Here is a 13,122-nt window from a genome sequence, read left to right as displayed (position 1 = left end):
GTCCTTCAATGGCTCGTAGTAGGAAGGTACACGTGCGCCGCGTCTACGAGGATCCGGCGCAGAGTGACGGCGTGAGAGTGCTGGTCGACCGGATCTGGCCCCGGGGGATGACCAAGGACAAGGCTCATCTCGACGAGTGGTGCAAGCAAGTCGCCCCGTCCACGCAACTGCGCAAGTGGTACAGCCACGACCCCGAGCGATTCACGGAATTCAGCCGGCGCTACCGGACCGAGCTCAAGGATCCCGAACACGCAGACGCTCTGGCGCACCTGCGCGACCTCGCCAAAGACGGGACTTTGACGCTGCTCACCGCAACGAAGCATCCGGAGATCAGTGAAGCCGAGGTGCTTGCCGAGATGCTCCGCAGCTGAGTATCGGGATGAAGGCACCGGGGTGCACGCATCGCCCCGATGCCACTGCGCTGCGCAGTGGCTTCGTGTTCTCAGGCAGTCATGCGGAAATCAGTCGATAATGGATGTGATCGACTCCAGCGGTGATCTCGCATCTTGGAGCTGCTTATGAATGATCAGCTGCCGCAGATGAACGGTCCCCCGCCCGTGGCGGGGCTGGTCGGGGAAAGCCTCATACCCGTCACGGACGAGATCGAGTGGGCGGCCGTGTCTCCACGGCAGATCACCCCGGAGGAGTGGCAGCGGTTCGAGGGCAACCTTAAGGAGATCTTCGAGGCGCTGGGCTTGGCCGTCGGGTCAGCGGCCACGGCCGACACGCCCCGCCGCTTTCTGCGCGCCCTCTTCGACGCCACGAGCGGGTACGAAGGCGACGAAAAGCTGGTCACCGCCTTCGAGACCGAATGCCATGGTGGGTCGGACTGCCGGATCAGCCAGATCGTCGAAGGACCGATCCCGTTCTTCGCTCTCTGTGAGCATCACGCTTTGCCGTTCTTCGGCAAGGCGTATGTCGGGTACATCGCACACGAGCACATCCTCGGGCTCTCGAAGCTGACCAGGCTGGTACGGCTGTTCGCCCGCCGCTTCTCGGTGCAAGAACGCATCGGCCACCAACTCGCCGAATCCTTGCAGCAAATCATGCTGCCGCACGGTGTTGCAGTCCATTTGGAAGCGGTGCATCTGTGTACGCAGATGCGCGGTGTACGGGAGATCGAGTCCAGCACCCGCACCACCCACTGGCGGGGTACCTACGACGAGGATCCGCAACTGCGGGGCGAATTCTTCACGTTGTGCGGTCAACGCGGCCTGGCCGGACATGGCTGAAGACAGCACCGCATACCCCGCCGACGGACCACACGCAGGTTCGTTGGACCCCTTGGACTTGCTGTACGAGGAGGCAGGGCCACCCGGCTTCGGTCTTCCTGCGGCGCTCGCCACGGCGTACGGCGGCGATCTGGGTTTCATTTCGCCGTGCGTGTACGCCAACTTCGTCACCTCCCTTGACGGAGTGGTCGCCCTCGGTCCCGAATACCCTTCCTCCGGCTCGGCGATCAGCGGGCGTGAACCCGCGGACCGCTTCGTCATGGGACTGCTGCGCGCATGCGCCGACACGATCCTCATCGGAGCCGGCACGTTGCGGGCCACACCCCGCCACCTGTGGACGCCCGACCATGTCTGCCCTCAAGCCGCACCCGACTTCGCCGAGCTAAGGCGCAGCCTGGGACGCGCCACCCGACCACAACTGGTCTTCGTCACAGCGAGCGGAGATCTGCCCACTGAGCATCCAGCGCTGCAGTCGGGCGCGCTCGTGGCCACTACCGCGGTCGGCGCCCGCCGACTGGAGGGACGGCTGCCGCCGACATGCGCGATACTCACCGCGGTCGAAGGATCGGCCCTCAGAATGGCCGACGTCCTCGCGGCCCTCCGCGTCCAGGGACACACCCTGGTGCTCACCGAGGGTGGACCGCGGCTCATCGGATACCTGCTCGGCGAGGGCCTGCTTGACGAGCTGTTCCTCACGGCGTCCCCAGTGCTGGCCGGCCGGGCTGACACACCCCGTCCCGGAGTCGTCTCCGGGCTCGAACTGCTGCCGAACCGGCCGGTGTGGACGGACCTGATCAGCGCCCGTCGACAGAACTCATACCTCTACCTGCGCTACCGACTTCGGACGCCACGCGGCCGTCCAGCACTGGCCAATTGACGCAGGCCGCCGTTGTTCCGTCGAACGCCTGACTGCGGGCCGGCGATGTGGAACCTCCTGCTCCCACCTCCGAACACCGAACGCGCCGTGCAGCCGCGACACCGGGGGCATCCGCGAACCACCCTTAATCAGCGGGTGTCGTCGAGACGGCCGCTGGCCCTCACGTGATCAACCATCGCCGTCGGCCCATCATGGCCACGAAAGTCGGCCAGGAACCCAGCGTCGGAGCACCGCAGCGCCCGAACTGCTCGGCGCACCATGGCCATCATGCTGCTTGGGCAGGTGCGACATCCCACCAGCAACGCATCCAACCCGGCCATGTCGTCGCCACACGGACCGGAGGCCCCAGGGCCGGCAGTGCGGCGAGCCGACCGAAGCCTCCGAGGACGCCGATGGAACGCGCGGTGGGCTGCAGCAGGCGCAGCTCTCGTTCCAGCCACGGTCTCGACCCGTGGTGACTGGGGGTACTGGGGGCGGCCCGTACTGGGGTTCGGGCCGTCCGACGCCGCTTTGGTCATCATCGGACTGGCGCCGGCGCATGTTCGTACGCTCCGTTCTGCGCAAGACTGGGCGAGAACTGGCTCCGCACGGCAAAACGCGCCCACCCACACCAGGAGAGATGCCGCGCGCATCTGAACATCGACCCGCATGACGACTGCGCGCGATTACACCCTCCCCTTTCACGCTCGGCCCACACAATCGCCGACCAGCAAGTGGCATTCAGGACGACCTGTAGAAAGTAAACACGGTGTGTGCCCAAGCCACACCCAAGCCGTTGACCAGGCAAAACATCAAAGTCCGGCTGGAGTACTAGCCGCGATCCGCAGGCGCGCAGCCGAGTTCCGGCTGGCGCGCATGGGTCTCACGCCTGCGAGTAGAGTGCCGATATGTCCGATAACTCTGCAGATTACGGCGTCCAGCCGCTGGGTGACCACGAATACCTGCTCCGGGTCCCAGGAGACGCGAGGGAGGCTGAGTTCCGGTTCCGGGCCAGCCCCAACGTCTTGAAGGACTTGGGCGTCGACAGCGCCGCCGAGCAATTCGTCGTCCGAGAGACGGCCGCGTTCCTGCTCGAGCATCAGCCAGTCATGGACCTTCCTCCGATGATTGATCTGGAGGATGTCGCTGCGGCCTATGACGGCTACCTCAATGAACTGCGGGAACGCCTGGCATCTTCCTGAGCGGCACGGGCGCATAGGGAGACTGCCGCACCTCGCTCGCGGCCGGCCGGGCGCACCCTGCCGCGCTGTGGCCCGCGACTGCAAGGATCCGCAGGCCTTGTGTGCTTCGCCCAGCAGCGGTGCGTGATACGGGACGGGGTGCCTTCAGGTGACCCCTACGCCTGCCAGGTCGCGTCCCGCGGGGCAGGACAGTGTCCGCCAGCGCGTCGGACTGAGCCAGCCGGCAGCAGTGCGAACCGGCTCCCCAAATGAACCCCTGCCGTAGTCCAGCAGGGGGCGGAGTATCGAGTGCCGAGCTTTGAACTCCTCAGTCTCGACACCCGCCGCCGCACCCGCTCCAGGTAAGGCGACAACCAGACTTCACCCGGATCCTCGCGGGTAACTGTCTCCCAGTATGGGTGTGACCCCTACCGCGATGGACAGCTCATGAAGCGGAACGGGCCCACGTCGCACGCACCAGCACGTGAGCTGCTCATCCCTTCCGGGTGGCAGCACAGCGGCGCACGGACGTGTCGCTCCATCCCGGCAGGCTGGTGCTGAAAAGCTCTGAGCGGGAGGACCACGGCGGGACAGACGTCAAGCAGCGGCACGTACGGACCTCACGCGCCGACGGACGAGAGGGGATGAGGTTGGCGATGCGTGCATTGACCGTGCGGCCCGGTGAGAAGGAATCCCTAGAGGTGAGGGATGTGCCCGACCCCGTCCCGGCGACCGGCGAGCTGCTGGTGCAGGGCCTGGTGGTGGGGGTGTGCGGTACGGACAGGGAGATCGCCCGAGGCGAGTACGGCTGGGCTCCTCCGGGCCGTGAGCGGCTGGTACTGGGGCATGAATCACTCGGGCGGGTGCGGCAGGCGCCACCTGGCAGCGGCTTCTCGGCCGGTGACCTTGTTGCCGGAGTGGTGCGCCGACCGGACCCTGAGCCGTGCGGGGCCTGCGCACGCGGCGAGTTCGACATGTGCCGCAACGGCCGCTACACCGAACGCGGTATCAAGGAGATCGACGGATATGGCGCGCAGGTGTGGTGCGTGGAAGCCGGCTACGCGGTGAAGCTGGAGCCGCATCTGCAGCGCGTCGGGGTCCTCATGGAACCGACCACCGTGGTGGCAAAGGCATGGGAACAGGTCGAGCGTGTCGGTGCCCGCTCGTGGTTCGAGCCGCGTCGCGCCCTGGTGACCGGTGCGGGGCCCATCGGCCTGCTGGCCGCCCTCCTGGGCACACAGCGCGGACTGGAGGTTCATGTACTCGATCGGGTGACCGAAGGGCCCAAGCCCGCTCTGGTACGGGACTTGGGTGCCGCTTTCCACGCCGAGGGCATTGAGCAGGTCATCTCCGATGTGTGCCCAGATGTCGTCATCGAAGCCACGGGCGCGAGCGAGCTCGTCTTCGCCTCATTGACGGGCACCGCGCCCTACGGGGTGGTGTGCCTGACCGGTGTGTCGCCCGCCGGCCGCAGGGTGAGCGTGGACGCGGGCGCCATCAACAGGGAGATCGTGCTGGAGAACGACGCGGTCGTGGGCTCGGTCAACGCCAACCTGCGCCACTACCGCCAGGCTGCCGACGCGCTGGCCACGGCCGACCTGTCATGGCTTGAGCGCCTGATCACCCGGCGGGTGCCGCTGGAGCGCGCGGCAGAAGCGTTCACGCCGCAGCCGGACGACGTCAAGGTCGTCATCGACCTGTAGCGGGCAAGACCCGAAGGCAGGCCCTAGCCTGGACGGATGTCTCACAACACCGCTCCACTGGTCGTGATCATGGGCGTGTCGGCCTCGGGAAAGACCACGGTGGGCCAGCTGCTGGCGCAGCGCCTCGGTGTTCCTTACGCCGAGGCGGACGACTTCCACCCGGCAGCCAATGTGGCGAAGATACGAGCCGGCCATCCGCTCGGCGACGAAGACCGCCGTCCCTGGCTGGACGAGATCGCACGGTGGCTGGCCGATCACGCGGAGGGCGGTGGAGTGGTGTCATGTTCAGCATTGAAGCGGCGCTACCGTGACCGGCTGGCCTCCGCCGCAGCGCAGGTCTTCTTTCTGCACCTCGATGGCTCGCCCGAGCTGATCGCCGCACGGATCACTGCGCGAAAGGGCCACTTCATGCCGCCCGGTCTGCTCGATTCGCAGTTTGCCGACCTCGAACCGCTGGGCGACGACGAAACGGGCGCGGCCATCCCGATCGACGGTACGCCGCAGGAGACCGCTGCCCTGGCTCATGCCGCCGTCACCTCCTGAACCGGTTGCATTGCGCAGCCCGCCCCAGCCCCGCGAACTGCCTGCCGGCCAAGGAACGGCATCTCTCGGCGACGGTTGCACTCGGGCCCTCTGACGGCGTATCAAAAGTGATCCACGTGGTGCTCTTCGTCTGAATCTGGCCTTGGTGATCAAGGCCAGGGGGAAGGGTGATCCTCGTGAGGACTGGGCAGAGATCCGTCACGAACTCGACCCTGATCAACATCATGATGGCGGGCATGGCCAACGAACACATCCTGCCCCGCGCCATGGGCCGTGTCCTGCCAAGGCGCCGTACCCCGGTCGTCGGCATCGTCTTCGTCTCGCTCCTCGCCATCGGCCTGGTCTCCACCGGAGAGATCGCCGGCCTCGGCGACACCACCGCCTTCCTGCTCCTGTGCGTCTTCACGGTCGTCAACATCGCCGTCCTCGTCCTGCGCCGCGAACGCGTCGAGCACCAGCACTTCCGCACACGCGCCTGGTGCTGCCGTGATGTTATCTCCAAAGGCCGCCCTTGCCGCAGGTCACTGGCCCGCGCATAGCTGCGGGCGGGCCGCGCTAAGATCACGCCCGGCCCGCCGACGGTGGGTGGCAGAAGGGGACATGGGCTCTGTTCGCCTGGGCCGCGCCGGGGCCGAGGGGTACGCGCGGGTGGCCTGACCCCCGTGCAGGCTCCCCGGTATCAGGCGGCCCTCCGGTTCACCGCGGATTCTGGCATTCCGTCAGGCAGGGCGGGGCTGGTGCCGTTCGATGCTGGGGATCCGGACGGCCGTCTCCCTGCTATGGGGGCCTGGGCAGCGTGACAGCGGGCGAAGCCTTGTGTGCGGCGGACTGTGGCGGGGTGGCCCGTTCGAGGAAGCGCAGCAGCTCGACGGGGAAAGGCAGGACGAGGGTGGAGTTCTTCTCGGCGGCGACCGCGACCACCGTCTGCAGCAGCCTGAGCTGGAGGGCGGCGGGCTGGTCGGACATCACGGCGGCGGCTTCCGCCAGCTTCTTGGACGCCTGGAGCTCGGCATCGGCGTTGATGATCCTTGCCCGGCGTTCGCGGTCGGCCTCGGCTTGCCGCGCCATCGACCGTTTCATCGTCTCCGGGAGGGAAACGTCCTTGATCTCCACCCGGTCGATGTTCACACCCCACTCGACAGCCGGGCTGTCCATCATCAGTTCCAGGCCCTGGTTCAGCTTCTCGCGGTTGGAGAGCAGCTCGTCGAGATCGCTTTTGCCGAGGATGGACCGGAGCGAGGTCTGCGCCATCTGGGAAACGGCGAACCGGTAGTCCTCGACGCGGATGATCGCGTCGACCGGGTCGACGACCTTGAAGTAGATGACGGCGTCCACCCGGACTGTGACGTTGTCGCGGGTGATGCCGTCCTGGGCGGGCACTGGCATCGTCACGATCTGCATGTTCACCTTGTGCATCCGGTCCACGCCCGGAACGACCATGGCAAACCCGGGCCCCCGGACCTGGCCGCGCAGGCGACCGAAGCGCAGCACAACGCCCCTCTCATATTGCCTGACCACCCGGGCTGCCGCTGCCACGTACAGCGCACCGGCGGCGCCCGTGAGGGCCAGTGCGGTCAGCAGCTCCTGGACCATGGCGAACCATCTCCCTGCATCCTCTCTCCTGGATATGCCCTCTTTGCCATTCTTTGACCTTGTGCTGGGTGGAGCACTCGGAGGCCCGTCGACCGTACGAGGCAGCGGGCGGTGCATTCCGGCGAGCGGCCATCGCCGGCGCCGTGCGTGCCGCGGCGGTGTGCGCGTTGCATGCGAGGCACTGGCCGGTCCAAGGGAGCTGTTGTCGCCCATACCGGTTCGGGGCGCGGAGCCTGCCACCGCGACCGCTCACAGCGGGGGCTGCCAACGGGAGGTCCCTCCGCGTCGGTCGTGAAGATGGGTGCTGGCCCCGATGCGCCGGGCAGGGGCGCCAGGTGATGGTGGGGACCTGGAGCACCCGCTGTGGGCGGGCCCTCGCGGGGCGGGTGCTCGTGGCAGCACCTGTGAACGGAGCCGCGCCGATGACGACCCCGCCCCCGTCGCCGCCTCACCCCCGGATCTGCTGGGCAGGCCCGTCATGAGTGTCACCGCGTGGCTGGCCGTGGCGGTGTTCGGGACCGTCTACGTACTGATCGCCACGGAGAAGGTCCACCGGGTCGCCGCAGCCCTGGGCGGTGCGGTCGTCATGCTGCTCATCGGGGCGACCAGCCCCGAGCACGCCTTCTTCTCCGACGTGGCCGGCATCGACTGGAACGTCATCTTCCTGCTCCTGGGCATGATGCTGATCGTCTCCGTCCTCAAACGCACCGGCCTGTTCGAGTTCGTCGCGATCTGGGCCGCCAAACGGTCGCACGGCCGCCCCTACCGGCTCATGGTGCTCCTCATCCTCGCGACCGCGTTCCTCTCCGCGTGGCTGGACAACGTCACCACCGTCCTGCTGATCGCCCCCGTAACCATCGCGGTCTGCACCAAGCTCGGCGTCCCGGTCGTGCCCTACTTGATCGCCGAGGTGATGGCCTGCAACATCGGCGGCGCCGCCACCCTGATCGGCGACCCGCCGAACATCATGATCGGCTCCCGCGCCGGGCTCTCCTTCAACGACTTCCTGCTCCACATGGCGCCCATCGCGGCGCTGCTGGTCGTGGTGTTCGCGGTGATGGCCCGCTGGATGTTCCGCGGCGCGTTCTCCCACGACCCCAAGCGGGCCGCGCACGTCATGGCCATGCGCGAGCGGGACGCCATCACCGCCCCCCGGCTCCTGGCCGTCAGCGGCATCGTCGTCACCATCGTGATGGCCTGCTTCGTCCTGCACACCACCCTCCACCTGGAGCCGTCGGTCGTCGCGATCTCTGGTGGTCTGATCCTCCTCGCCGTCTCCCGGCTGGATGCGCGCAAGGTCGCGGCGGACGTCGAGTGGGAGACCCTGGCGTTCTTCGCCGGCCTGTTCGTGATGGTCGGCGCCATGGTCCAGACGGGGGTCCTCACCGACCTCGGCCAGGCCGCTGCCCGCGTACTGGACGGCAACCTGTTCGGGGCGAGCATGGCCCTGCTCTTCGGGTCGATCGTGCCGTCCGCGGTGATCGACAACATCCCCTTCGTCGCCTCGACCAGCCCGGTCGTCTCCGAGATCGTCGCCGCCTCCGGAGGAGGCGAGCAGGCGCAGGTGTTGTGGTGGTCCTTCGCCCTCGGTGCGGACCTCGCGGGCAATGCCACGATCATCGCCTCCTCCGCCAACGTCGTCACCGTCGGCATCGCCGACCGCGCCGGACACCACATCTCCTTCTGGCAGTTCAGCCGATACGGCCTGGTCGTCACCGCCGTCACCACCGTGCTGGCCGGGGCGTACGTGTGGCTGCGCTACTTCGCACTCGCCTGACCGATGGAAAGGAGGCAAGGCCATGACCGACTACGATGACGAGCGGATCGCCGACCTCGAAGCCGCGCTGTGGCACGACGATCCCCACTTCGCCCGCGGCCTGGGCAAGGGCCGCCCCCGACGGCCCCGCGAGTACCGGCGCGGCCGGGCCTGGCTGGCCATGCTGCTGGCCCTGGCCGCCGTGGTCACCGGGGTACTGGTCCCGCACGGGCTGCTGCTGGCGGCCGGCCTGATCATGGCCGCGCTCGCGGTGAACCTCCTCGAGGGCAACCGCCTGCGCCGCCTGCGCCGGCCAAGGTCCTAGGGGTATGCCGTGACGCTGCAGCAGCTGTATCTGGTGCTGCTGGTGGGCGGTGTCGTCCTCATGGCCAGCATCGCCGCCGCCCGGGCCGCGCACCGGCTCGGCTTGCCGAGCCTGCTGCTGTTCCTCGCCGTCGGTGTGATCGCGGGCGAGGACGTGATCGGTATCGAGTTCGACGACGCGCAGCTCGCCCAGTCCCTGGGCACCGCGGGCTTGGCCGTCATCCTCGTCGAGGGCGGCCTGAGCACGCACTGGCCCGACGTCAGGCGCCGGCTGGCACCGGCCGGTGTGCTGGCCACCGCCGGGGTTGCCGTGTCCGTGGCGGTCACGGGCGCCGGGGCCCACTACCTCCTCTGCATGGACTGGCATCTGGCCCTGCTGTTGGGCGCGATCGTCTCCTCCACCGACGCCGCCGCGGTCTTCGCCGTCCTGCGCTCCCTGCCCCTGCCGCGCAAGACCACGGGGCTGCTGGAGGCGGAGTCGGGGTTCAACGACGCCCCGACCATCATCCTGGTCCTGGTCTTCTCCACCGCCGTCGCCGACCTCCCCGGCCCGGCCGCGATCCTCGGCAACGTCGTCTACCAGCTCGTCGTCGGCGGTCTGCTGGGGCTGGCCGTCGGCCGGATCGGGGTGGCCGCACTGCGGCACATCGCGCTGCCGGCCACCGGCCTCTATCCGCTGGCGACCGTCGGGTTCGGCATCATCGCCTTCGCCGCCGGCGGCTTCGTCAACGCGAGCGGCATCATCGCCGCCTACCTGGCCGGGCTGGTCCTGGGCAACTCGCACCTGCCCCACCGCGCGGCGACCCGCTCCTTCGCCGAGGGCACCGGATGGCTCGCCCAGATCGGCCTGTTCGTCATGCTCGGCCTGCTCGTCGACCCCAGCGAACTTCCCTCAGCCGTCCTGCCCGCCCTCGCAGTCGGCCTGGTTCTGCTGCTGATCGCCCGCCCCGTCTCGGTCGCCGCCTGCCTGCTGCCCTTCCGCACGCCGTGGCGGGAACAGGCCTTCATCTCCTGGGCGGGCCTGCGCGGCGCCGTGCCGATCGTCCTGGCCACGTTCCCGATCGTCGCGGCCGTCGAGGGCTCCCGGCACCTGCTCAACATCGTCTTCGTCCTCGTCGTCGTCTTCACCCTCGTCCAGGGCCCCACCCTGCCCGCCGCCGCCCGCCTCCTGCACATCGCCCGGCCGGGGGCCGTGCGGGAGATCCAAGTCGAGAGCGCGCCCCTGGACGTCCTCGACGCCGACCTGCTGACCGTCACCATCCCGCCCGGCTCACGCCTCCACGGCGTCGCCGTCTTCGAACTACGGCTCCCACCGCCCGCGGTGATCACCCTTCTCGTCCGCGGCGGCGTCACCCAGGTACCCGGCCCTGACACGGTCCTCGCCGCCGGCGATGAGCTGCTCCTGGTCACCACTTCGGCGACCCGGCAGGCGACCGAGCGCAGGCTGCGCGCTGTTGGCCGCCGGGGCAAACTCGCCCGCTGGCTCGGCGAACACGGCAGGTCCGAACCGGTCGGTGGCGGCACCGAGTGACCTAGGCGCGTTTGACGGGCGGGAGACCTGCGCGAATCCGACCAGGGCGACACCGGCCATCAGAAGCGGCACGAAGGCCGTGAAGGGCAATGCGGGCGCCCCCGCGAGCGCCCCCGCCATGACGAGCGCTCCCACGCCCCAGACAACCGGCCGCCGCACGCTGCGGCGAAGCCACGGGAAGGCGACACGGCCGGTCACGATCGTCCAGACGCCGGCGGTCCCGACTCCAAGGGCCATCGCGATCGTGGCCGCCTGTACAACGGTGAGCATGTGTACCTCCGTACATCAGCATGAGCGTGGGCGCGGGAATTGCGTGTTCGTGGTGAGGGCCGTCCCGCAGACGGCCTGGTCACCGATCGCGGCGAGCGGCGGCGAGCTTGCGGGCCAGGCACACGGCGGTCGCCGGCCACAGGACGATCAGCAGGGTGAGGGTGAGGGCGCTGGAGACGGGGTCGTGTTCGGTGTCCCGGCGCCAGCCCGGGTGACGTGCCAGGAGGCGGGGCAGGCGGTGGGCGAAGCCGACCGCGCCGCCGAGGTAGACGGCCAGGGCGGCGAGCAGCAGCACGGTCTCCCGGCTGGTGATCGCCGCCCAGGTGTCCTCGCTCACGCGCGGCCGGCCGGATCCTGGGCCTGGTCCTTGAGGTCCTCCGGGGATCCCGGCTGGGACGGCACCGCGGCCAGGGTGACCGTTCCCGGCGGGTTGCGGCGGCTGCTCACCCATGCGGCCACGGGTTCGGTGTAGCGGGCGGTGAGCGGTCCGATCACCACGAGGATCAGGACGTACGCGGTCGCGAGCGGTCCCATCGCGGGCTCGATGCCGGCCGTGACGGCCAACCCGGCGATGACGATGGAGAACTCGCCGCGGGCCACCAGCGTGCCACCGGCGCGCCAGCGCCCCTTGACCCCGACGCCGGCGCGCTTTGCGGCCCAGTACCCAGTGGCGATCTTCGTACCGGCCGTGACCACGGCGAGCGCGAGCGCGGGCAGCAGGACGGGCGGGATGCTCGCGGGGTCGGTGTGCAGGCCGAAGAAGACGAAGAACACCGCTGCGAACAGGTCGCGCAGCGGGCTGAGCAGGGTGTGGGTGCCTTCGGCGACCTCGCCGGAGAGGGCGATGCCGACGAGGAAGGCGCCGACGGCAGCGGAGACCTGGAGCTGCTGGGCGATGCCCGCCACCAGCAGGGTCAGGCCGAGGACGACGAGGAGGAGCTTCTCAGGGTCGTCACTGGAGACGAAGCGGGAGATGTGGCGCCCGAAGCGCACGGCGATGAACAGGACCGCTCCTGCGACGCCGAGGGCGATGGCCAGGGTCGCGCTGCCGGCGGCGAGACTCACGCCGGCGAGGAGGGCGGTGATGATCGGCAGGTAGACCGCCATCGCGAGGTCTTCGAGGACCAGGATGGACAGGATCACCGGGGTCTCGCGGTTGCCGACACGGCCCAGGTCTCCCATGACCTTGGCGATCACCCCGGAGGAGGAGATCCAGGTGACGCCGGCCAGGACCACGGCGGCGACCGGGCCCCAGCCCATCAAGAGTGCTGCCACGGCGCCGGGTACGGCGTTGAGGCCGAAGTCGACCAGTCCGGCCGGGTACTGGGTTTTGAGGTTGGAGACCAGATCCGAGGCCGTGTACTCCAGGCCCAGCATCAGCAGGAGCAGGATGACGCCGATCTCGGCGCCGATCGCGACGAACTCCTCGCTCGCTCCCATGGGCAGCAGTCCGCCGGTACCGAAGGCGAGGCCGGCCAGGAGGTAGAGGGGGATGGGGGAGAACTTCAGGCGTCCGGCGACCCGACCGAGCAGGCCGAGGCCGAGGATGATCGCGCCGAACTCGATCAGGAAGAGAGCGGAGTGCACAGGCGTCACTCCCGTCCGAGTATGGAGGCGGCGGCGTCGACGCCCTCGCGGGTGCCGATCACGATGAGGGTGTCCCCGCCGGCCAGGCGGAAGTCCGGCGCGGGTGAGGGGCGGGCCTCCGCGCGGCGCAGCACGGCCACGATCGAGACGCCGGTCTCGGTCCGCATCCGGGTCTCGCCCAGCACCCGGCCGTTCCAGTACGAGTGGGCGGACAGCTCGATCCGCTCGGCGACCAGGCCGAGGTCGGTGGTGTGCAGCACGTTGGGGCTGTGGTGCGCCGGCATCAGCGCGTCGATCAGCGAGGCCGTCTCCGCGCCCGTCAGATGCAGGGACTGGGCGCAGGCGTCGGGGTCATCCGCCCGGTAGAGGTTCACCGTCCGGGTGCCGTCGCGGTGCGCAACCACGGACAGGTGGCGGTGTTCGCGGGTGGTGAGGTCGTACTGGACCCCGATGCCGGGCAGTGGTGTGGTGCTCATCCGTGGAGCAGGCACAGCTGTCCCCCCTTATGTTCGCTTTCGTACGTGACGCCGCTGCGGCGGACAATGG

Annotated in this window: 13 protein-coding genes and 1 pseudogene; 10 read left to right on the top strand and 4 right to left on the bottom strand. The window is 68.9% G+C overall.

Translation table 11 applies throughout. The features are described 5' to 3' along the window. The first annotated feature begins 8 nt into the window (after positions 1-8). From OG624_RS08140 to OG624_RS08110, 7 genes and pseudogenes are all read left to right on the top strand, one after another. Positions 9-371, top strand: coding sequence for a DUF488 domain-containing protein (locus OG624_RS08140; protein WP_033215603.1), 363 nt, complete (start codon positions 9-11; stop codon positions 369-371). A 147-nt stretch (positions 372-518) separates the two neighbouring features. Then, positions 519-1,232, top strand: a complete 714-nt coding sequence (gene folE, locus OG624_RS08135; RefSeq protein WP_051762622.1) for a GTP cyclohydrolase I — start codon at positions 519-521, stop codon at positions 1,230-1,232. Positions 1,233-1,284: 52 nt separating this feature from the next. Further along, positions 1,285-2,109 carry a dihydrofolate reductase family protein gene (locus OG624_RS08130; RefSeq protein ID WP_158711735.1) on the top strand — a complete coding sequence of 275 codons (825 nt, stop codon included), beginning with the start codon at positions 1,285-1,287 and terminating at the stop codon, positions 2,107-2,109. Positions 2,110-2,996: 887 nt separating this feature from the next. Beyond that, positions 2,997-3,290 carry a hypothetical protein gene (locus tag OG624_RS08125; protein ID WP_033215607.1) on the top strand — a complete coding sequence of 98 codons (294 nt, stop codon included), beginning with the start codon at positions 2,997-2,999 and terminating at the stop codon, positions 3,288-3,290. 635 nt (positions 3,291-3,925) lie between these two features. After that, a complete protein-coding gene (locus OG624_RS08120; RefSeq protein WP_033215834.1) occupies positions 3,926-4,972 on the top strand; it encodes a glucose 1-dehydrogenase in 1,047 nt (348 codons plus the stop codon). A 36-nt stretch (positions 4,973-5,008) separates the two neighbouring features. After that, complete coding sequence (locus tag OG624_RS08115) at positions 5,009-5,515, top strand: gluconokinase (protein WP_033215608.1); 507 nt, start codon at positions 5,009-5,011, stop codon at positions 5,513-5,515. A 194-nt stretch (positions 5,516-5,709) separates the two neighbouring features. Further along, a pseudogene (locus OG624_RS08110) lies at positions 5,710-5,985 on the top strand (amino acid permease); the annotation flags it as partial. A gap of 307 nt (positions 5,986-6,292) precedes the next feature. On the opposite strand, the gene OG624_RS08105 reads toward OG624_RS08110, so the two are convergent. After that, complete coding sequence (locus OG624_RS08105) at positions 6,293-7,108, bottom strand: slipin family protein (protein ID WP_051762643.1); 816 nt, start codon at positions 7,106-7,108, stop codon at positions 6,293-6,295. A gap of 478 nt (positions 7,109-7,586) precedes the next feature. On the opposite strand from OG624_RS08105, the gene OG624_RS08100 reads away from it, so the two are divergent. Genes OG624_RS08100 through OG624_RS08090 form a run of 3 tightly spaced genes read left to right on the top strand, consistent with a single transcriptional unit; the run spans position 7,587 to position 10,719 of the window. Further along, a complete protein-coding gene (locus OG624_RS08100; RefSeq protein ID WP_033215613.1) occupies positions 7,587-8,885 on the top strand; it encodes an SLC13 family permease in 1,299 nt (432 codons plus the stop codon). A gap of 22 nt (positions 8,886-8,907) precedes the next feature. Next, entirely contained in the window at positions 8,908-9,189 is a 282-nt protein-coding gene (locus OG624_RS08095) for a DUF3040 domain-containing protein (RefSeq protein WP_033215615.1), read from the top strand. Between the two features lie 9 nt (positions 9,190-9,198). After that, positions 9,199-10,719: a potassium/proton antiporter gene (locus OG624_RS08090; RefSeq protein ID WP_033215617.1), complete on the top strand. Its 1,521-nt coding sequence runs from the start codon at positions 9,199-9,201 to the stop codon at positions 10,717-10,719. 349 nt (positions 10,720-11,068) lie between these two features. Here OG624_RS08090 and OG624_RS08085 read toward each other — a convergent pair whose 3' ends face one another. From OG624_RS08085 to OG624_RS08075, 3 genes are read right to left on the bottom strand one after another with little or no spacing between them, the layout of a single operon-like run. Beyond that, positions 11,069-11,326, bottom strand: a complete 258-nt coding sequence (locus OG624_RS08085; protein ID WP_033215619.1) for a hypothetical protein — start codon at positions 11,324-11,326, stop codon at positions 11,069-11,071. Beyond that, entirely contained in the window at positions 11,323-12,576 is a 1,254-nt protein-coding gene (locus OG624_RS08080; RefSeq protein ID WP_033215621.1) for a cation:proton antiporter, read from the bottom strand. Before OG624_RS08080 ends, OG624_RS08085 begins: the two co-directional genes overlap by 4 nt. A 5-nt stretch (positions 12,577-12,581) precedes the next feature. Continuing rightward, the gene (locus tag OG624_RS08075; RefSeq protein WP_033215624.1) at positions 12,582-13,052 is read right to left on the bottom strand and encodes a cation:proton antiporter regulatory subunit; all 471 of its coding nucleotides are present in this window, start codon (positions 13,050-13,052) and stop codon (positions 12,582-12,584) included. Between the last annotated feature and the right edge of the window lie 70 nt (positions 13,053-13,122).

It is taken from the genome of Streptomyces virginiae (assembly GCF_041432505.1).
Taxonomy (GTDB): Bacteria; Actinomycetota; Actinomycetes; order Streptomycetales; family Streptomycetaceae; genus Streptomyces; species Streptomyces virginiae_A.
Note: the sequence above shows the minus strand (reverse complement) of the source record. Positions and strands in the feature narration are given on the sequence as shown.